This is a genomic window from Nonomuraea phyllanthi, from assembly GCF_006334985.2.
GTDB classification, from domain to species: Bacteria; Actinomycetota; Actinomycetes; order Streptosporangiales; family Streptosporangiaceae; genus Nonomuraea; species Nonomuraea phyllanthi.
Genome location: NZ_VDLX02000012.1, coordinates 190234 through 209430, shown reverse-complemented (window position 1 = coordinate 209430; position 19197 = coordinate 190234). Strand labels below are relative to the sequence as shown.

The window sequence follows — 19197 nt, the reverse complement described above, 5'->3', positions numbered from 1 at the left end:
GCAAAAACCTTCAATTCCTCCCCGTCCGGAATAAAGACCCTGGTGGTGGATAGGGATTGCGTGAGGTTTCCTCGTCCTGGAGGAGGGGTCATGGCTGAAGCCCAGCCGCGAGGGCGCACCACCACGTCCAACGGCGACGGGCGCAAGCGGTACACGCTGGACCTGCCGCTGATGAGCATCGAGGTCCGGCAGCCGGACGTCCGCCTGCCCCACATCGAGATGCCGCACATCGAGATGCCCCGTGTCCAGATGCCGCGTGTCCAGATGCCCCGTATCGAGATGCCGCACGTGGACATGCCGCGCATCACCAGGCAGGAGCTCGGCCACTACGTCGATGTCGCGAAGACCTTCCTGCCGCCACCCGAACGCATGGCCTACTACGGGGCGCTCGGCGCGCTCGCCGCCCTGGGCGTGCTGGAGTGGCCGGTCGCGGCCGCCATCGGCGTCGGAACGGTCGTCGCGCAGCGGCGGCTGCGGCAGAAGCCGATGGCGTTCGGCCGGCCCCGCGAGACCTCGGCGGCGGCCCAGGAGTCCACGCCGCCGCCGAGCAAGCGGGCCACGACAACGGCCGCCGGGCGCAGGACCACCACGACCTCGACCCCGGCCGCCGGACGCAGGACCGCTGCCACCGCGGCACCCGCCACCGGCGGGCGCAAGGCCGCCGGAACCACGACGACCGGACGCCAGCCGGCCGCCGGCGGCAAGACCACCACGCCCAGGACCACCACCGCAGGACGCAGGACCACGGCGACACCGGCCGCCGGACGCAAGGCCACCGGCCTGGGCAAGGCCACCACCGCGACTCCCGCGGGGGAGGAAGAGGCGGGCAAGGCCGAGCCGGCGACCAGGAAGACCACAACCAGCGCGACGAGCAGGCGAAAGAGCACCTCACCGAGCAGGTGAGCAGCGACGCCGTAGACGGGAGGCCACATGGCGTTGTCCAGCCTGCTCAGTGCTGACACGCTGCTCGATTTGCTCCCCGAACCGATGAGGAGCATCCTCCCGCGCACCCGGCGGGTGCGATCGTGCCCCGGCGGGGTCCGCATCGAGTTGCGGAACATCGGCGGGCCGCGGACCGAGCGGCCCGCCCGCCTGTTGGAGGAGCGCCTGCTCGCGGCGGGCGCTCCGCGCGCCGAGGTGAACGGGGCGCTCGGCTGCGTGTTCGTGGCCTGCGACGCGGCGAGCGACGACCTCGGCAAGCTCGTCGCCATCGTGGAGGAGCTCGACCAGGCCGGGGACGAGTACGAGGGCGGAGGGGGCGAGGGCGGCGAACGCCCTTTTCCCTCCGTACGGGACGGCGCGGACCAGCAGGCCCGCGCCGCGCTCAGTCTCGGCCTGCACCTCGCCGGCGCCGGGCTGGCGCTGGCCGGCCGCCTGGCCAGGGTGCCCCGGCTGTCCGCGGCGGTGCCGAGCTTCCTGTCGCTGGCCGAGCACACTCCCCGGGTACGGAGGGAGCTGGAGCGGCGCATCGGCAAGCCGGGCACAGACTCGCTGCTGGCGGTGACCAGGATCGTCACGTACACGCTGGCCATGCGGCCCGCGACGCTGCTGATCGACTCGGTGGCGGCGACCGGCCGGTTCGTGGCCGCGCGCGCCGGGTCGCGGGCGTGGGAGCTGCGCGAGGAGGAGTTCGCCGCCGTGGAGGGGGCGTACCGCCACACCAGAGCCGCCGCCGGGCCGCGCCCCGTCCCTCTGCCGCGCGGCCCCGTGGAGCGCTACGCCGACGCGGCCGCCGCCGCCTCGCTGGCCGGGCACGGCCTGACCACGGCGATCAGCCGCGACCACCAGCGGGGCCTGTCCGTGCTGATCGCCGGTGTCCCGAAGGCCGCGACGCTCGGCCGGGACGCCTTCACCAGCGCCGTCACCCGCTGCCTCGCCCGGCGCGGCACGATCGTGCTGGACCATGACGCCCTGTGCCGCATGGACCGCATCGACACGGTCGTCCTCGACGCCGCCGTGCTCACCACGGGCGCGTGGACGATCGACGGCGTCGACGTGCTCGCGCCGGACGTCGATCCTGACGACCTGCACGCCCGCCTGTACACGCTGCTCGACCTCACCGACCCCTCGGCCCGGCGCGAACACGACGGCTGGACCGCCACACCCGAGGCTCCAGGCACCACACCCGACACGGGCCTGCCCGAGGGGCGAGGCATTGCGCCCGATCGGCCCCAGGAGGGGGTGCGGTTCGTCGAGGTGGCCCGTGACGGGCGTGCGGTCGCGCGGGTCCGGCTGGCCCGCGAACTGCACCCCCTCGCCGAAGCCCTGGTGGCCGCCCCCAGAAAGACGTGCGAGGTCATCCTGGCGGGCGGCGACGAGGGGCTCGCCGAGCGGCTGGGCGTGGACCGGGCCGTCGAGGGCGGGAGCCGGCTGGCCGCGACCGTGCGGGCGATGCAGGCCGACGGGCACGGCGTGGCCGTGGTGTCAAGGCGTGCCAGGCGGGCGCTGCGCCAGGCCGACCTGGGCGTCGGCGTGCTCGACGGCGCGCGCAGGGTCCCCTGGGACGCCGCCGTGCTCGGCGAGATCGAGAGCGCGTACGTGCTGCTCAGGTGCCTCCCGCCGGCCAGGAAGGCCAGCCTGCGGGGGGTGTGGGTGGCGGCGGCCGGCTCGGTGGCCGGTGCGGGGCTGGCGCTGCTCGGCCCGGGCGCCACGGCGGTCAGCCGGGCCAACGTGGCCCGCGACTGCACGTCGCTCGCCGCGCTGGCGGTCGGCGAGTGGGTGGGGCGCGCCGCGGGCCGCACGCCCGCGCCGGTCCGCGCCGACCACACACCGTGGCACGCCATGGCGGCCAGGGACGTGCTGGCCCGGCTGCGTACCTCGCCCGAGGGGCTGACCGAGGCGGAGGCCGAGTGCCGCAGGACGGCGCCGGTGCGGCCGGTGGCCGCCGGCCCGCAGTCACTGATCAGCGCGTCCGTGCACGAGCTGGCCAACCCGCTGACCCCGGTGCTCGCCGCCGGCGCGGGCGTGTCGGCGGCGTTCGGCTCGGTGCTGGACAGCGTGCTGATCAGCGGCGTGATGGGGGTGGACGCGCTGCTCGGCGGGGCCCAGCGGCGGAGCGCCGACGTGTCGCTGCACCGCCTCACCGAGACCACGGCCGTCCGGGTACGCCTGCGCCGTCCCGCGGGACCCGTGGCGGGCGACGCCGACTCCCTCGTACCCGGCGACGTGATCGAGTTGCGGGCCGGCGACGCCGTACCGGCTGACGGGCGGCTCATCCAGGCGCACGCGCTGGAGATCGACGAGTCGCCCCTCACCGGGGAGTCGCAGCTCGTCACCAAGACCGACGCCCCGACGGCGGCGCCGGCGGTCGCCGATCGCGCCTCGATGGTGTACGAGGGGACGACCGTCGCGGCGGGGCACGGGCTGGCCGTGGTCGTCGCCACGGGTGAGGCCACCGAGGCGGGCAGGACCGCCCGGCTGAGCCAGGAGAAGCCGCCGCCGAGCGGGGTGGAGCTGCGGCTTCGCCGGCTGAGCCGCCGGATACTCCCGGCCGCGCTCGGCTCCGGCGTGGTGCTGATGGTCGTGGAGCTGCTGCGCGGCTCGCCGCTGGCGCGGGCGGTCGGCCCGGCGGTGAGCATGATGGTCGCGGCCGTGCCCGAGGGGCTGCCCTTCGTCGCGACCGTGGCCGAGCTCGCCTCCGCCAAGCGGCTGTCGGCCCACAACACGCTGGTGCGCAACCCGTCCACGATCGAGGCGCTCGGTCGCGTGGACGTGCTCTGCTTCGACAAGACCGGCACCCTCACCGAGGGCCACATCAGCCTGCGCCGGGTCTCGAACGGCTGGACCGACCAGGCGGTGGAGGACGCCACGCCGGAGCTGCGGGCCATCGTCGGCGCGGCGCTGCGTGCGGGGCCCAGGTTCGAGGGCGGGCGGGCCATCCCGCACCCGACGGACCGCGCGATCGTCGAGGGCGCGGGCAGGCTCGGCGTCACGCCCCGCAACGGCCTGCGCGCGTGGCAGCGCGTGGACGAGCTGCCTTTCGAGCCGGGCCGCGGCTACCACGCCGTGCTCGGCCGGTCGGAGTCGGGCCAGCTGCTGAGCGTCAAGGGCGCTCCGGAGATCGTCCTCACCAACTCCACGAGCATCGTGATCGACGGGCGGAAGGTGCCGCTGGACGACCGGATCAGGAAGGAGCTGGAGCAGGAGGTGGACCGGCTCGCCCTGCACGGCTACCGCGTGCTCGCCGTCGCGGAGCGGCCCGCCTCCAGCCGCGCCGACCTGGACGAGTCCCGCATCGAGAGCCTGTGCTTCCTGGGGTTCCTGGGCCTGGCCGACCCGATCCGCCCGACGGCCAAGCGCAGCGTGGAGGGGCTCATGCGGGCGGGCGTACGGGTCATCATGCTCACCGGCGACCACCCCAGCACGGCCGAGGCCATCGCCGCCGAGATCGGCGCGCTGGACGGCCGGCGCGTGATGACCGGCCCCGAACTGGAGGAGCTGGACGACGACGCGCTGGCCGAGGCGCTGGCGGAGGTGGCGGTGTTCGCCCGGGTCACGCCAGAGCACAAAGCACGGATCGTGACATGTCTCCGCAAGGCGGGCAGCGTCGTGGCCGTGACCGGTGACGGCGCCAACGACGTGCCCGCGATCCGGCTGGCCGACGTGGGCGTGGCGCTCGGCTCGCGCGCCGCCCCCGCCACCAGGGCCGCCGCCGACATCGTGGTGGTGGACGACCGCATCGAGACGATCATCGACGCGATCGTCGAGGGCCGGGCCATGTGGGCGTCCGTACGGGACGCGCTGGGCATCCTGCTCGGCGGCAACGTCGGGGAGATCGCGTTCACCCTCGGATCGAGCCTGCTGACCGGGCACAGCGCGCTGAACGCCCGCCAGCTCCTCCTGGTCAACCTGCTGACCGACATGCTGCCGGCCATGGCGGTGGCCGTCCGCCCGCCCAGCGCCGCCAGCCCGGAGAGGCTGCTCGCCGAGGGGCCTGAGGCGTCCCTCGGCGCCGCCCTGACCAGGGACATCTACCTGCGCGCGGTCACCACGGCGGTCGCGGCGGGCGCGGCGTGGCTGCTCGCGCGGATGACCGGCACCCGCGGCCGGGCTGACACGGTGGGGCTGATCGGCCTGGTGTCGGCCCAGCTGATGCAGACGCTGGGGCTCGGCGGCCGGGACCGCATCGTGGTGCTGGCCGCCGTCTCGTCGCTGGCCGCGCTGGGCGTGATCGTCTCGACGCCGGGGCTCAGCCAGCTCTTCGGCTGCCGCCCGGTCGGGCCGCTCGGCTGGGGCATCGGCCTGGGCTGCTCCGCCGTGGCGGCGCTGCTGGCGTCCATGATCGAACGGTCGGCCCCCGACCAGTCATCGACTGTTCACCGTTTGGACACCTAAACCGTGACCGTATATACACCTTTCTACCGAAATATGACCGTAAGTGCAGTTTCGTCAATGAGGTAGAACATTGTCCGAGTTCCTGGCCTCCCTGCTCGCGAAGGCCGCCATGATGCTGCTCGAAGCGCTGATCACGCGCTTCGTCCAGAGCCTCGCCGCGTCGATCATCCAGCCCGCGGGCCTCCGGCTCGCCTGAAAAGCGTCCCCACAACCCCGCCGGTGATGGTCAGCGGAAGTCGCCGGAGTGGTCGCACGCCCACCTCGTGAAGGGGCGGGCTCCGGCCGGTCACGTCCGCGGCCGTGGGCTGCGACCCCAGGGCCTCGGCCGACGCGCGCGAGTTCGGCCTGCGGGGCCTGCTGGACGGCATCGAGGCCGCGCTGGACCGCGGCACCGCCTGACTCCCGGCGGGCGACATTAATTGACATTCGGTGCAAAAACATCGAGATCATGGCATCCTTCCGCAGATGCGGGCCGACCCGTGCCCGCCTGAAGAAGGAGCGTTGACGTGGACCGCAGAGGATTTCTCGCACTGACCGGCGCGGCCGGCCTCGCCACCCTGGGACTGGCGGGCCCGGCGGAGGCCGCCGGCTGGCACTTCTACAACCGCCGCATCCCGGAAGAGGCGCACAAGAGGATGGGGAAGATGGCGGGCTCCGGCATCACCTCGTTCGCGTTCACGCCGTCCAACGGCTGGGCGATGGTCACCCGGAACGGCGGGTACTTCGCGCGCAACGTGCCCGACGAGTTCTTCGCCAAGTTGAAGCAGCTGATCGCCGCCGGCACCAGGATCCACTGTGTCGCCTTCGCGCCCGGCGGCGGCTGGGTGATCACCGGGGACAGGGCGATGTTCGCCCGCAACATCCCCGAGGAGTGCTACCAGCGCATCCGCGCGTACTACAAGGCGGGCCAGCAGGTCGTGAACGTGGCCTTCCCGCCGGCCGGCGGCAACCGCTGGGTCGTGGTCGGCACGAAGACCTTCTACGCCCGCAACATCGACGAGGAGTGCTTCCAGAAGATGCGCGAGCTGGGGCGCAAGCAGCGGGTGACCCAGGTCGCCTTCACCCCCGCCGGCGGCTGGACCGTCGTCGCGGGGTCCGCCTTCTTCGCCCGGCGCATCGATGACGAGTGCTTCCGGCAGATGAAGAGGTTCTCCGCCAACGGCTGGCCACTCCACAACGTGGCCTTCTCCCCCGCGAACAACGGCTGGTCGCTGATCTCGCGCGGCTGACGGCGGCAGGGCGCGCCGCGCCGGGTCCGGGCCGGTTCCGTTGCAGACTGGTCCGATGGGGGTTCGGGTACGCGTCGAGGGTGTCGTCCAGGGGGTGGGCTTCCGGCCGTTCGTGCACGGGCTGGCCACCCGCCTGGGCCTGGCCGGGCTGGTGGGCAACGACGCCCAGGGCGTCTTCGTCGAGCTGGAGGGCGGCCGGGAGCAGATCGGTGAGTTCCTGGCGCGGCTGGAGCGCGACGCGCCCCCGCTGGCCTCGATCGAGCGGGTGACCGTCACCACGGGCGCGACCCGGGCGGGCGGCCGGTTCCTGATCGTCGAGAGCGACCCGTCGGGCACCGCCCGCACGCTGGTCTCGCCCGACATCGCGACGTGCGCCGACTGCCTGGCCGAGCTGGCGGATCCGGCCGACCGGCGCTACCGCTACCCGTTCGTCAACTGCGTCAACTGCGGGCCGCGGCTGACGATCGTGCGGGCGATGCCGTACGACAGGCCGCTGACGACGATGGCCGGGTTCGAGATGTGCGGCCGCTGCCTGGCCGAGTATCACGACCCGGCCGACCGGCGCTTCCACGCCCAGCCCACCTGCTGCCCCGCCTGCGGCCCCACCCTGCGACTGGTGGGGGCGGATCCGTCGGCGGGGGGCCGGTTCGGGCGCTTGATCAGGGCGGCGGGCGAGCCGCTGGCCGGCGCCGCCGAGGTGCTGCGGGCGGGCGGGGTGCTCGCGGTGAAGGGCATCGGCGGCTACCACCTGTCGGTGCTGGCGTCCGACGAGAAGACCACGGCGGAGCTGCGGCGGCGCAAGCACCGCGCGGGCAAGCCGTTCGCCGTCATGGTCGCCGGCCTGGACGAGGCCCGGCGGCTGTGCGAGGTGGACGAGGTGGCGGAGCGCCTGCTGACCGGCCCCGCGCGGCCCGTGGTGCTGCTGCCGCGCCGCGCCGGCGCCCCGATGGACGGCACGGTGGACAGCGCGGTGGCCGGCGCTGTCGCCCCGGGCACCCGCCACCTCGGCCTGATGCTGCCCTACACCCCGCTGCACCACCTGCTGCTCGACGGCGTCGGCGCGCCGATCGTGCTGACGAGCGGCAACCGCTCCGACGAGCCCATCGCGTACGACGACCGCGACGCCTTCGACCGGCTCTGCGGCGTCGCGGACGCGTTCCTCACCCATGACCGCCCGATCCACCTGCGCGCCGACGACTCGGTGGTGCGGCCCTTCCGTGGCAGGGGCATGGTCCTGCGCAGGGCGCGCGGCCACGCCCCCCGCCCGTTCGCCCTCCCCCTCGACTCGCCCAGGCACGTGCTGGGCTGCGGCGCCGAGCTGAAGAGCACGTTCTGCCTGGCGAAGGGCGGCCACGCCGTGATGTCGCCGCACATCGGCGACCTGGAGAACTACGAGACGCTCCGGTCGTACGTCGAGGGCATCGAGCACTTCGCCGCCCTGTTCGGCGTGCGACCCGAGGTGGTCGCGCACGACCTGCACCCCGAATACCTGTCCACCAAGCACGCCCTGGCCCTGCCGGACGTCGATCTGGTGCCCGTGCAGCACCACCACGCGCACATCGCCTCCTGCCTGGCCGACAACGGCGAGGCGGGGCCGGTGATCGGCGTCGCGTTCGACGGGCTCGGCTACGGCCTCGACGGGACGCTGTGGGGCGGCGAGTTCCTGCTGGCCGGGCTGGCGTCGTTCGAGCGGGCCGGGCACCTGGCGCCGGTGCCGATGCCGGGCGGCAGCGCGGCGATCCGGCAGCCCTGGCGCATGGCCGCCGCCTACCTCGACGGCGACGGTGACGCGCTGGCCGTGGCCCGGCGCAACGAGCGGTGGTGGGCGAGCGTGACGGCGCTGGCGCGGCGCGGCGGGTCCGGCGCGCCGCCGACGTCGAGCGCCGGCCGGCTGTTCGACGCCGTGGCGGCGCTGATCGGCGTGCGCGACACGATCACCTACGAGGGGCAGGCCGCGATCGAGCTGGAGCAGCTGGCCGACCCGGGCGAGCGGGCCGCCTACCCGGCGGCCGTCTCCGACGATCTGGTGGCGGCGGGCTCCGACCTGGTACGCGCCGCGGCGGCGGACCTGGCGGCGGGCACCGATCCGGCCGTCATCTCCGCCCGCTTCCACAACGGCGTCGGCGATGTCGTCGTCCGCTGCTGCCGCGTGCTGCGCGATCGCGCGGGGCTGGAGACGGTGGCGCTGTCCGGCGGCGTCTTCCAGAACCTGCTGCTGCTCCGGCGCACGGTCGCGCGGCTGGAGGAGGCCGGTTTCCGGGTCCTCACCCACTCCGGCGTGCCGGCGAACGACGGCGGCATCAGCCTCGGCCAGGTGGCCGTGGCCGCCGCCCGGCTCCAGCCGGACCCCCTCTGACCGTCGCCACCGCCCGGCTCCAGCCCGGCTCCCTCAGGCCGTCGCCGCCGCCCGGCTCCCTCTGGCTGTGGCCGCCGCCCGGCTTCGATCCGGCCCCGTCTGATCCCGAGACCGCCGCCGGCCCTCACGTTTCCTCAGGGAATTTGTCCTGCTGGGGCCAGGGCGAGGCGCCGACCACGATCCCGTACACCACGTGGTCGGCCAGGAGAGACAACCGCTCCGCGGTCGTGCGGGAATGGCGGGGCAGGCCCAGCGCGGGCGCGATGGCCGCCTCGAACACGGCCCAGAACGCCGCCCCGTAGATCGGCCCCGCCCAGGGCCGGACGCGCACGGCTCCGGGCAGCAGCCCGAACAGCACCCCGCCGAACGCGCCGTAGCTCCAGTGGACCAGCTCGACGACGGCCGGCCGCTGATGGCGCGGCACCCGGCGAACGGCCCTGGGCACGACGCGCTCCAGCACGGACTCAGGCGGCACCTTCGCCACCAGGCCGGCCGAGGTCGTGAGCTGCCGGAGCCCGGACATCGCCATGGCCCCGATCGCGCCCCGCGCGCCGGCGCGCGGCAGAGATCGCCGGGGCCTGGCAGGCTCGCGTTCCCGCAGGTCATCCGGCCCGATTCGGGGCGGCTTGGTCTGGGTCATGGTTTACAACCTTCCTCTGCACGGTATGTCCGCTACGTAGAGTCGCAGGTCGGATACCGAACGACGTAGGACCTAAACCTCTACGGGGGGCCAATAAGGGGGCTTGGGCCATGACAACCACACAAATGCCAACTGCCTTGGACGAGGTGCACATCCTGTGGACCTCCGAAGGCATGAGCTGCGACGGCGACACCGTCTCGGTCACCGCCGGAACGCTGCCCAGCCTCGAGGACGTCCTGCTCGGGCTCGTGCCGGGGCTGCCCAAGGTGCACCTGCACAACAAGGTGCTCGCCAAGGAGGTGGGCGACGACTTCATGGCCCCGTTCCACCAGGCCGCCCAGGACGAGCTCGGCCCGTTCATCTTCGTCGTCGAGGGCTCGATCCCGAACGAGAACATCAACGGCGAGGGCTACTGGACGTCGATGGGCAACGACCCGGCCACTGGTCAGCCCATCACGGTCAACGAGTGGATCGACCGGCTCGCGCCCAGGGCGTGGGCGGTCGTCGCGATCGGCACGTGCGCGACGTACGGCGGCATCCACGCCATGGCCGGCAACCCGACGGGTTGCATGGGCCTCGCCGACTACCTGGGCAAGGACTTCCGCTCTGCCGGCGGCCTGCCCATCGTCAACGTGCCGGGCTGCCCCGTGCAGCCGGACAACTTCATGGAGACGCTGACCTGGCTGCTGTACCAGGCCGCCGGCATGGCGCCGACGATCCCGCTGGACGAGATGCTCCGGCCCACCTGGCTGTTCGGCAAGACCGTGCACGAGGGCTGCGACCGGGCGGGCTACTACGAGCAGGGCGACTTCGCCCATGACTACAACTCCCCCAAGTGCCTGGTGCGCGTCGGCTGCTGGGGACCGGTGGTCAACTGCAACGTCACCAAGCGCGGCTGGATGGACGGCGTCGGCGGCTGTCCCAACGTGGGCGGCATCTGCATCGCGTGCACGATGCCCGGCTTCCCCGACAAGTTCATGCCGTTCATGGACGAGCCACCCGGCGGGTCGGTGTCGGCGGCGTTCAGCACCGCGTACGGGTCGATGATCCGCCGCCTGCGCGCCATCACGAACGCCGGGGCGAACAAGGAGCCCAAGTGGCGTCACAACCGCCGCAGGCTGACGAGCGGGTACGACCCGCGCTGGGGAAACGGTTGAGAGGGAGAGCGGCGAGGTGGCAACGCGTACGACGGGGGCTCCGGAGCAGGTCGAGCAGGCCCGCGAGCTGGTGGAGATGTCCTGGGACCCGATCACCAGGATCATCGGGAACCTGGGCATCTACACGAAGATCGATTTCAAGAACCGCGAGGTCGTCGAGTGCAAGAGCACCTCGTCGCTGTTCCGCGGCTACAGCGTGTTCATGAAGGGCAAGGACCCGCGGGACGCGCACTTCATCACCAGCCGCATCTGCGGCATCTGCGGCGACAACCACGCGGTCTGCTCGATCTACGCCCAGAACATGGCTTACGGGGTCAAGCCCCCGCCGCTGGCCGAATGGATCATCAACCTCGGCGAGGCGGCCGAGTACATGTTCGACCACACGCTCTTCCAGGACAACCTGGTCTTCGTCGACTACTGCGAGCAGATGGTCAAGGAGACGAACCCGGGCCTGCTGCGCACGGCGGAGACGACCGAGGCGCCCAACGCGGGCATCCACGGCTACCGCACGATCGCCGACATCATGCGCGCCTTCAACCCGTTCAGCGGCGAGCTCTACCGCCAGGCGCTGCAGGTCAGCCGGATCACCCGGGAGATGTGCTGCCTGATGGAGGGCAGGCACGTGCACCCGTCGACGCTCTACCCGGGCGGCGTGGGCACCGTGGCGACGCCCCAGGTGTTCACCGACTACCTGTCGCGGCTGCTCAACGTGCTGGACTTCGTCAAGAAGGCCGTGCCGATGAACGACGACATCTTCGAGTTCTTCTACGCGGCGCTGCCCGGCTACGAGGAGGTGGGCCGCAGGCGGGTGATGCTCGGCTGCTGGGGCTCCTTCCAGGACCCGGACGCGGTCGACTACCAGTACAAGAACATGAACGACTGGGGCCGCAAGATGTTCGTCACGCCGGGCATCGTCCTGGACGGCGAGCTGCGGACCACGAACCTGGTGGACATCAACCTCGGCATGCGGATCCTGCTGGGCAGCTCGTACTACGAGGACTGGCAGTCGGAGGAGACGTTCGTCAGCCACGACCCGCTCGGCAACCCGGTGGACCAGCGCCACCCGTGGAACCAGACGACCCTCCCCAAACCGCAGAAGCGCGAGCTGGACGGAGGCAACTACAGCTGGGTGATGAGCCCCCGCTGGTTCGACTCGCGCACCGGCGACCACCTGGCGCTCGACACCGGCGGCGGCCCGCTGGCGCGGCTGTGGTCCACGGCGCTGGCCGGGCTGGTCGACACCGGCACCGTCCGCGCCACCGGCCACAGCGTGGAGATCAACCTGCCCAAGAGCAGGGAGTTCGGCGAGATGCAGCTGGAGTGGCAGATCCCGCGCTGGGCCAACACCATCGAGCGCAACCGCGCCCGCGCCTACTTCGTGGCGTACGCGGCGGCGATGGCGGTCCACTTCGTCGAGCAGGCGATGGGCGAGGTCAGGGCCGGGCGCACGAAGGTGTTCTCCGACTTCGACGTGCCGGACGAGGCGATCGGCTGCGGCTTCCACGAGGCGGTGCGCGGGGTGCTCTCGCACCACATGGTGATCCGCGACGGCAAGATCGCCAACTACCACCCGTACCCGCCGACGCCGTGGAACGCCAGCCCGCGCGACATGTACGGGACGCCGGGGCCGTACGAGGACGCCGTGCAGGGGCTGCCGATCTTCGAGGAGAACGGCCCCGACAACTTCAGGGGCATCGACATCATGCGCACGGTCCGCAGCTTCGACCCGTGCCTGCCCTGCGGGGTGCACATGTACCTCGGCGGCGGCAAGGTGCTCAAGCAGGTCCACTCGCCGACGTTCGGCACGGGCGTATCGGGATGAGCGAGCGCATCGCGAGGATCGAGTCCCTGCTCGACACGGCGGGACCGGCCGCGACCGAGCTGGTCGGCGAGCTGCTCGGCCTGTACGGCGAGGGCCTGGCCCGGGTCATGGAGCTCGTGGGCGAGGACCACGCGGCGCGGCTGGCCGCGGACGAGCTGGTCGGGCCGCTGCTCCTGCTGCACGACCTGCACCCGCTGGACACGCGGGCGCGGGTCGAGTCGGCGCTCGCGGGCAGCGCGGCCGACGTGCTCGCGGTCGAGGCCGACCTGGTACGCCTGCGCCTGCGGGCGGGCGGCTGCCGCTCGTCCGCCGACGGGCTGCGGCAGGCGGTGCGCGACGCGGCCCCGGAGATCGAGCGGGTCGAGATCGAGCTCGCCGGCCAGGCGCTGATCCCGGTCGAGAGCCTGGCCGTGCGGGTGCGGGCGACATGAGCGGCCGGCTGCGCGAGCTCGCCACCAGGCCGCGCGAGCGGGCACAGCGGTGCGAGCTGTGCGCGGAGCCACTGCCCGACGCGCACCGCCACCTGCTGGAGCTGCCCGCCCGCGAGCTGCGCTGCGCGTGCCGCGCCTGCCAACTGCTGTTCGACCACGGGGCGGCCGGCGGCGGCCACTACCGCCTGGTGCCCGAGCGCCGCCTGCGGCTGAGCGGCGCGCGCCTGGACGAGGAGACCTGGGCCGGCCCGTGGGCGCCGGTGCGCACGGTCTTCGTGATCGTCGACTCGACCACCGGGCTGCCGGTCCAGCACTACCCGAGCCCGGCCGGGGCGGTGCGCGCGCCGCTCGACAGGCCGGCCTGGGACCGCCTGCGGGAGGCGTACCCCGTGCTCGGCGGGCTGGAGCCGGACGTGGAGGCGCTGCTCTCCGACCGCGACCACGGCGCCTGGATCGTGCCGGTGGACGACTGCTACGCGCTGGTCGGCGCCCTCCGCAGCCGGTGGCGTGGCCTGACCGGCGGCCAGGAGGTGCGCCGGCACCTCACCCAGTTCTTCACCGACCTCGACGGACGGTCGGCCGGAGCGCCGGCGACCGGCAACGACAGGAGCCCAGCGTGACCAAGAAGCCATCGTCGCTCAGGATCGGCAGGCGCGACACGCGCCCCGACTCGCCCTCCCACGTCAAGGGCGTCAAAGAGGGCAACGCCACCGGCAACTACGAGAAGATGGACGGCCACCTGCCCGACGGCCGCTCCACCGCCGGCCGTTCGACCGGGATCAACCCTCGCAAGCACGATCCGATCGACCCCGACATGCCCAACCTGTCGCCCGCCTGATCGCGACCGCCGACCATGCCACCGACCACACCGGCCCTGCGCATCGGCGTGCGCGGCGTCGAGGCGGCGGAGCCCGCCGTCGCCCCGGCGCTGCGGTTCCAGCTCGACCTGGAGGCGGACGCCCCGATCCGGGCGCTCACGCTGGCCACGCAGATCCGCATCGACGCCCCGGCCCGCGGCTACGACGACGGCTCGCGCGAGCGGCTCGCCGAGCTGTTCGGCCCGCCCGCGACCTGGTCCCGCAACCTGGCCAGCCTGCTGTGGACGCAGACCGTCACCCACGTGCCCGGCTTCGACGGCGCCACGACCACGCCGGTCACCGTCCCCTGCACGTACGACTTCGACGTGGCCGCCACCAAGTACCTGCACGGGCTCGCCGACGGCGAGGTGCCGCTGCGCTTCCTGTTCACCGGCACCCTCTTCTACCTCGACGGGGAGCGCCTGCAGGCCGCCCACCTGCCGTGGGACACCGAGGCGGGCTTCGCCATGCCGGTCAAGGCGTGGCACGACCTGATGGACCGGCACTTCCCGCGCACCGCCTGGATCCGGCTGGAGCGCGACACGTTCGACCGCCTGTACGCGCACCGGGTGCGGCACACCCTGCCCTGCTGGGACGACGCGGTGCGGTCGCTGCTGGAGACGAGCGGAGGCTGACCCACATGGATCCTGTCAGGCAGATCGCGCGGGCCGTGCTGTACGAGGGCTACCTGCTCTGGCCGTACCGGGAGTCGGCGCTGAAGAACCGGCACCGCTGGACGATCGGCGGCGTGCACCCCGAGGGGTACGGCAGCCCGTGGCTCATGCGTACCGAGTGCCTGCTCGAAGCCGGGCCCAGCGACGCCCTCGACGTGTGCGTGCGGTTCCTGCACGTCGTGACCCGCCACCCGGCCGGCCAGGAGGCGACCGAGCGCGAGGTGACCGTGCCGGGGCTCGTCCTGGACGAGCTGCTGCGCGGCCCCGTCGTCACGGAGATCGAGGTCGCGGACGGGCTGCTGCGCGGCCCCGGTGACGAGGCGCGCGCGTGGGAGGCGCTGAGCGGCCGGATCGAGACCAGCGCGGAACGGCTGCGGCCCGGTCTCGCGCGGATCAGGGTGGAGGTCGTCAACACGACCCCCTGGCCCGGCGGCTCCCGCGACGAGGCCATGCTGCGCACGCTGGTCTCGGCGCACACCGTGCTGCGCGCGCCGGGCGCCCGGTTCGTCTCGCTCATGGACCCGCCCGAGGAGCTGCGGGCGTACGCGGCGGGCTGCGACAACGTCGGCGCCTGGCCCGTCCTCGTGGGCGAGGACACCATGCTGTCCTCGCCGATCATCCTGTACGACAACCCGAAGATCGCGCCGGAGAGCCCGGGCGACCTGTTCGACGCGACCGAGATCGACCAGCTGCTCACGCTGAGCGTGCTCGCGCTGAGCGACGAGGAGCGGCGGGAGATCCGCGCCGGCGACCCGCGCGCCAGGGAGATCCTCGACCGCTGCGAGGCCCTCACGCCCGAGGAGCTGATGCGGCTGCACGGCGTCATGCGCAAGGAGGAGCACGCATGAGTGATTTCTGGGATCGGATGGAGGCTCCGGGGCCGGGCACGGTGGTGATCGACGGCGTGCCGGTCGGCCCCGGCAGCCGGGTCCGGCTGCGGCCCCGCAGCCAGGCCGACATCTTCGACCTCGTGCTCGACGGCCGGATCGGCGTCGTGGAGAGCGTGGAGCAGGACGACGAGGGCGGCATCCACCTCGCGGTCACGCTCGACGACGACCCCGGGCGCGACCTGGGCGAGGCCCGGCTGCCCGGGCATCGGTTCTTCTACTCCCGCGACGAGGTCGAGCCCCTGGGCGAGGCGCGCAAGGTCCTGGTCGCCGGGATCGGCAACGTGTTCCTGGGGGACGACGGCTTCGGCGTCGAGGTGGTCCGCCGCCTGGAGGGCGCCCTGCCCGGCGCGGACGTCGTCGACTTCGGCATCCGCGGCATGGACCTGGCCTACGCCCTGCAACGCGACTACGCGGGCGTGGTCTTCGTGGACGCGGCGGCCCGCGGCGAGGCGCCCGGCACGCTCACCGTGCTGGAGCCCGACCTGCCGGACGGCGAGCGGACGCTGGTGGAGACGCACGGCATGGACCCGGTCAGGGTCCTGCGGCTGGCCCGGCAGCTCGGCCGCGTGCCCGCCCTCGTGCGGGTGGTCTGCTGCGAGCCGCTGTCGGTCGCGGAGGCGCCGTTCGAGCTGAGCGAGCCAGTACGCGCGATGGTCGGCGAGGCGACGAGCCTTGTGAAGTCCCTGGTTATGGAAATGATTGCGGAAAACGCCGTTCCCGGCTCCCGCGATCCTGCACCCCGATGAGGTGATGTGAGATGTGGAAGTCGCGCGTGGTGAAGCTGCTCGTGGTCTGCGGGCTCGCGGCGATGCTCGTCCACCAATGGCCGGAGATCCGGCGGTACATGAAGATGGAACGGATGTAGGGCAGCATGCATGAGATCGGGATGTGCGAGGGCCTCGTCGAGCTGATCCGGGAGCGGGCGGGGGGCAGGCGCGTCACGTCCGCCCGGGTCCGCGTCGGCGCCCGGCACGCCGTCGTGGACGACGCCTTCGGGCAGGCGTTCACGATGGCCGCGGCCGGCACGCCGGCCCAGGACGCCGAGCTTGAGCTGGTCATCACGCCTATGACGGTGCGCTGCGACACCTGCGGCAGCAACTCCGAGTCCGTGGACGCGCTCGCCGTCTGCCCCGTCTGCGGCGCCGACGACGTGGACGTCAGCGGCGGCGACGAGCTGGTGCTGGAGTCGGTCTCCTTCGGCGAGGAGGTGCCGGATGTGTCTCGGCATCCCCGGTGAGCTGGTGGAACGCCTGCCGGAGCACGAGGACCTGGCCGTGGTGGACGTCAGCGGCGTGCGCCGGCGCATCAACATCGGCCTGCTCGCCGACGAGCGGCTCGCGCCGGGCGACTGGGTGCTCGTGCACGTCGGGTTCGCACTGTCCAAGATCTCCGAGAAGGAGGCGCAGGCGGTGCTCGACTACCTGCGGGGGCTCGGGCAGCCGTACGCGGACGAGCTCGACGCGCTGCGCGCCTCGGACATCGCGTGAGGAGGACCTGTGATGCGCTTCGTCGATGAGTTCCGCGACGCGGACCGGGCGCGGGCGCTCGCCGCGCGGATCGCCGAGAGCTGCCGCCCCGGCCGCACGTACACGTTCATGGAGGTGTGCGGCGGCCACACCCACACCATCTACAAGCACGGCCTCGAAGACCACCTGCCGCCCGAGGTGAACCTCGTGCACGGCCCCGGCTGCCCGGTCTGCGTGATCCCGATGGGCCGGGTGGACGACGCCATCCACATCGCCCGCCAGCCCGGCGTGATCATGACCTCGTTCGGCGACATGATGCGCGTGCCCGGCGGGACGGGCTCGTTCCTGGACGCCAAGGCGGCGGGGGCGGACATCCGGATGGTGTACTCGCCGCTCGACGCACTCAAGATCGCGCGCGCCAACCCGGACCGCAAGGTCGTGTTCATGGCCATCGGGTTCGAGACCACCGCGCCGTCGACCGCCATGACCGTGCTGCGGGCCGCGGAGGAGGGGCTGAGCAACTTCTCCGTCTTCTGCAACCATGTCATGATCATTCCGGCGGTCAAGGCCATCCTCGACTCGCCGGACCTGCGGCTCGACGGGTTCATCGGCCCCGGCCACGTCTCGGCGGTGATCGGCTGCCAGCCGTACGAGTTCATCGCCCGCGACTACGGCAAGCCGCTGGTGGTCGCCGGGTTCGAGCCGCTCGACATCCTGACCTCGGTGCACATGCTGCTCACCCAGCTCGCCGAGGGCCGCTGCGAGGTCGAGAACCAGTACGCCCGCGTGGTGCCCTGGCACGGCAACCGCATCGCGCTCTCGGCCATCGGCCGGGTGATGCGGCTGCGCCCGCACTTCGAGTTCCGCGGGCTCGGGTTCATCGCGCACTCGGCGCTGGCCATGGCCGACGAGTACGCCGCCTTCGACGCCGAGCGCGTCTTCGACCTGCCCGGCGTGCGCGTGGCCGACCCCAAGTCGTGCCAGTGCGGCGAGGTGCTCAAAGGCGTGCTCAAGCCGTGGGAGTGCAAGGTGTTCGGCACCGCCTGCACGCCGGAGACGCCGATCGGCACCTGCATGGTCTCCTCGGAGGGCGCCTGCGCGGCGTACTACAACTTCGGCCGGTTCAGCCGGGACCAGATGCGCGCCGCGGCCCGCGAGCCGCTGGCGGAGGAGGCGAGCCGGGCGTGAGCCGCGAACAGCAGGTGCTCGACCGCATCGAGCGCATCCGGCGCCGCAAGCCGGTCATCAGGGAGGAGCGCATCACGCTCGCCCACGGCGCCGGCGGCAAGGCCACGCACACCCTGATCGAGGCGGTCTTCCTGGAGGCGTTCCGCAACCCGCTGCTCGCGCCGCTCGACGACGGCGCGCTGCTGCGGGCCGGTGATCAGCAGCTGGCCTTCACCACCGACTCGTACGTGGTGTCGCCGCTGTTCTTCCCCGGCGGCGACATCGGCGACCTGGCCGTCAACGGCACCGTGAACGACCTGGCCATGTGCGGGGCGCGACCGGTCCACCTGTCGGCGGGCTTCATCCTGGAGGAGGGCTTCGCCGTCGCCGACCTGCGGCGCATCACCGACTCCATGGCCGCGGCGGCCGAGGCGGCCGAGGTGGCGATCGTCACCGGCGACACCAAGGTCGTCCAGCGCGGCAAGGCCGACGGCTGCTACATCACCACGTCCGGGGTCGGGCTCGTCGAGCAGCCGGTCACGCTGTCGGCAGCGCGTGCCCGTCCTGGCGACGCGGTCATCGTGTCGGGCCCGATCGGCGAGCACGGCGCGGCCATCATGCTGGCCAGGGACGACTTCGGCATCGAGGCGCCCATCCGCTCCGACACCGCCCCGCTGCACGGGATCGTCCGCGAGCTGCTGGCGGCGCTGCCGAGCCACGTGAGGGCACTGCGGGACGCCACCCGAGGCGGCGTGGCCACTGTGCTGAACGAGGTGGCCCGCAGCTCGGAGGTGGCCGTCGTGCTGCAGGAGGAGCAGATCCCGGTACGGCCGGAGGTCACCGGCGTGTGCGAGCTGCTCGGGCTCGACCCCCTCTACGTGGCCTGCGAGGGCCGCTTCGTGACGGTGGTCGACGGGGAGCACGCCGGGCAGGCCCTCGACACGCTCCGCTCCCACCCGCTGGGCGAGGGCGCCGCGATCGTCGGCACCGTGGCGGCCGCGCCGGCCGGGCTGGTCCTGCTGCGCACCGCCTTCGGCGGCACCAGGGTCGTGGACGTCCTCGTGGGCGACCCGCTCCCCCGCATCTGCTGACACCGGCGGGAGGCGGCCCGCTGCTGGCGCGGGCACGCGCGTCCACCGGCACCAGGCCCGCTGCGCCGCGTCCACCGGCACCA

19 protein-coding genes are annotated in these 19197 nt (G+C 72.9%); 18 read left to right on the top strand and 1 reads right to left on the bottom strand.

Features of this window, described 5'->3' with window-relative positions; all coding sequences use genetic code 11:
* Positions 1-90 precede the first annotated feature (90 nt).
* The 5 genes from FH608_RS30360 to hypF all read left to right on the top strand — a co-directional run bounded on the left by FH608_RS30360 (position 91) and on the right by hypF (position 8919).
* Positions 91-903 carry a hypothetical protein gene (locus FH608_RS30360; RefSeq protein WP_139634056.1) on the top strand — a complete coding sequence of 271 codons (813 nt, stop codon included), beginning with the start codon at positions 91-93 and terminating at the stop codon, positions 901-903.
* Between the two features lie 27 nt (positions 904-930).
* Positions 931-5334, top strand: a complete 4404-nt coding sequence (locus FH608_RS30355; RefSeq protein ID WP_139634055.1) for a cation-translocating P-type ATPase — start codon at positions 931-933, stop codon at positions 5332-5334.
* A gap of 70 nt (positions 5335-5404) precedes the next feature.
* The gene (locus tag FH608_RS53900) at positions 5405-5530 is read left to right on the top strand and encodes a hypothetical protein (protein ID WP_263008709.1); all 126 of its coding nucleotides are present in this window, start codon (positions 5405-5407) and stop codon (positions 5528-5530) included.
* A 310-nt stretch (positions 5531-5840) separates the two neighbouring features.
* Positions 5841-6563, top strand: coding sequence for a WD40 repeat domain-containing protein (locus tag FH608_RS30350; RefSeq protein WP_139634054.1), 723 nt, complete (start codon positions 5841-5843; stop codon positions 6561-6563).
* Between the two features lie 55 nt (positions 6564-6618).
* A complete protein-coding gene (gene hypF, locus FH608_RS30345; RefSeq protein ID WP_139634053.1) occupies positions 6619-8919 on the top strand; it encodes a carbamoyltransferase HypF in 2301 nt (766 codons plus the stop codon).
* A 124-nt stretch (positions 8920-9043) separates the two neighbouring features.
* Here the strand turns inward: hypF and FH608_RS30340 are convergent, their stop codons facing one another.
* Complete coding sequence (locus FH608_RS30340; protein WP_139634052.1) at positions 9044-9559, bottom strand: hypothetical protein; 516 nt, start codon at positions 9557-9559, stop codon at positions 9044-9046.
* Positions 9560-9684: 125 nt separating this feature from the next.
* Here FH608_RS30340 and FH608_RS30335 point away from each other — a divergent pair, with 125 nt between their 5' ends.
* The 13 genes from FH608_RS30335 to hypE are packed head-to-tail and all read left to right on the top strand — an operon-like array spanning position 9685 to position 19114.
* The gene (locus FH608_RS30335; protein ID WP_226900037.1) at positions 9685-10716 is read left to right on the top strand and encodes an NADH-quinone oxidoreductase subunit B family protein; all 1032 of its coding nucleotides are present in this window, start codon (positions 9685-9687) and stop codon (positions 10714-10716) included.
* A 16-nt stretch (positions 10717-10732) separates the two neighbouring features.
* Positions 10733-12538, top strand: coding sequence for a nickel-dependent hydrogenase large subunit (locus tag FH608_RS30330; protein ID WP_226900036.1), 1806 nt, complete (start codon positions 10733-10735; stop codon positions 12536-12538).
* The gene (locus tag FH608_RS30325) at positions 12535-12969 is read left to right on the top strand and encodes a hypothetical protein (RefSeq protein WP_139634050.1); all 435 of its coding nucleotides are present in this window, start codon (positions 12535-12537) and stop codon (positions 12967-12969) included. Before FH608_RS30330 ends, FH608_RS30325 begins: the two co-directional genes overlap by 4 nt.
* A complete protein-coding gene (locus FH608_RS30320; protein ID WP_139634049.1) occupies positions 12966-13589 on the top strand; it encodes a DUF5947 family protein in 624 nt (207 codons plus the stop codon). Before FH608_RS30325 ends, FH608_RS30320 begins: the two co-directional genes overlap by 4 nt.
* Positions 13586-13807 carry a hypothetical protein gene (locus tag FH608_RS30315; RefSeq protein WP_139634048.1) on the top strand — a complete coding sequence of 74 codons (222 nt, stop codon included), beginning with the start codon at positions 13586-13588 and terminating at the stop codon, positions 13805-13807. Before FH608_RS30320 ends, FH608_RS30315 begins: the two co-directional genes overlap by 4 nt.
* Positions 13808-13822: 15 nt before the next feature.
* Positions 13823-14461, top strand: coding sequence for a DUF6084 family protein (locus FH608_RS30310; protein WP_139634047.1), 639 nt, complete (start codon positions 13823-13825; stop codon positions 14459-14461).
* 5 nt (positions 14462-14466) lie between these two features.
* Complete coding sequence (locus FH608_RS30305) at positions 14467-15348, top strand: hypothetical protein (RefSeq protein WP_139634046.1); 882 nt, start codon at positions 14467-14469, stop codon at positions 15346-15348.
* Complete coding sequence (locus FH608_RS53035) at positions 15345-16136, top strand: hydrogenase maturation protease (RefSeq protein WP_226900035.1); 792 nt, start codon at positions 15345-15347, stop codon at positions 16134-16136. The genes FH608_RS30305 and FH608_RS53035 overlap by 4 nt, the downstream gene beginning before the upstream one ends.
* An 11-nt stretch (positions 16137-16147) precedes the next feature.
* Positions 16148-16255: a DUF6893 family small protein gene (locus FH608_RS54465; protein WP_394367708.1), complete on the top strand. Its 108-nt coding sequence runs from the start codon at positions 16148-16150 to the stop codon at positions 16253-16255.
* Between the two features lie 6 nt (positions 16256-16261).
* Positions 16262-16627, top strand: coding sequence for a hydrogenase maturation nickel metallochaperone HypA/HybF (locus FH608_RS30295; RefSeq protein ID WP_139634045.1), 366 nt, complete (start codon positions 16262-16264; stop codon positions 16625-16627).
* A complete protein-coding gene (locus FH608_RS30290) occupies positions 16605-16877 on the top strand; it encodes a HypC/HybG/HupF family hydrogenase formation chaperone (RefSeq protein WP_139634044.1) in 273 nt (90 codons plus the stop codon). Before FH608_RS30295 ends, FH608_RS30290 begins: the two co-directional genes overlap by 23 nt.
* A gap of 12 nt (positions 16878-16889) precedes the next feature.
* On the top strand, positions 16890-18044 hold the full coding sequence (gene hypD, locus FH608_RS30285; RefSeq protein WP_139634043.1) for a hydrogenase formation protein HypD: 1155 nt from the start codon (positions 16890-16892) through the stop codon (positions 18042-18044).
* Complete coding sequence (gene hypE / locus FH608_RS30280; RefSeq protein WP_226900034.1) at positions 18041-19114, top strand: hydrogenase expression/formation protein HypE; 1074 nt, start codon at positions 18041-18043, stop codon at positions 19112-19114. The genes hypD and hypE overlap by 4 nt, the downstream gene beginning before the upstream one ends.
* Positions 19115-19197: the final 83 nt, after the last annotated feature.

Coding starts and splice junctions, on each gene's coding strand:
- hypF (WP_139634053.1), top strand. CDS start 6,619: ATGGGGGTTCGGGTACGCGTCGAGGGTGTCGTCCAGGGGGTGGGCTTC.
- FH608_RS30325 (WP_139634050.1), top strand. CDS start 12,535: ATGAGCGAGCGCATCGCGAGGATCGAGTCCCTGCTCGACACGGCGGGA.
- FH608_RS30305 (WP_139634046.1), top strand. CDS start 14,467: ATGGATCCTGTCAGGCAGATCGCGCGGGCCGTGCTGTACGAGGGCTAC.
- FH608_RS53035 (WP_226900035.1), top strand. CDS start 15,345: ATGAGTGATTTCTGGGATCGGATGGAGGCTCCGGGGCCGGGCACGGTG.
- FH608_RS30290 (WP_139634044.1), top strand. CDS start 16,605: ATGTGTCTCGGCATCCCCGGTGAGCTGGTGGAACGCCTGCCGGAGCAC.
- FH608_RS30355 (WP_139634055.1), top strand. CDS start 931: ATGGCGTTGTCCAGCCTGCTCAGTGCTGACACGCTGCTCGATTTGCTC.
- FH608_RS54465 (WP_394367708.1), top strand. CDS start 16,148: ATGTGGAAGTCGCGCGTGGTGAAGCTGCTCGTGGTCTGCGGGCTCGCG.
- FH608_RS30340 (WP_139634052.1), bottom strand. CDS start 9,559: ATGACCCAGACCAAGCCGCCCCGAATCGGGCCGGATGACCTGCGGGAA.
- FH608_RS30360 (WP_139634056.1), top strand. CDS start 91: ATGGCTGAAGCCCAGCCGCGAGGGCGCACCACCACGTCCAACGGCGAC.
- FH608_RS30295 (WP_139634045.1), top strand. CDS start 16,262: ATGCATGAGATCGGGATGTGCGAGGGCCTCGTCGAGCTGATCCGGGAG.
- FH608_RS30310 (WP_139634047.1), top strand. CDS start 13,823: ATGCCACCGACCACACCGGCCCTGCGCATCGGCGTGCGCGGCGTCGAG.
- FH608_RS30320 (WP_139634049.1), top strand. CDS start 12,966: ATGAGCGGCCGGCTGCGCGAGCTCGCCACCAGGCCGCGCGAGCGGGCA.
- hypD (WP_139634043.1), top strand. CDS start 16,890: ATGCGCTTCGTCGATGAGTTCCGCGACGCGGACCGGGCGCGGGCGCTC.
- FH608_RS30335 (WP_226900037.1), top strand. CDS start 9,685: ATGCCAACTGCCTTGGACGAGGTGCACATCCTGTGGACCTCCGAAGGC.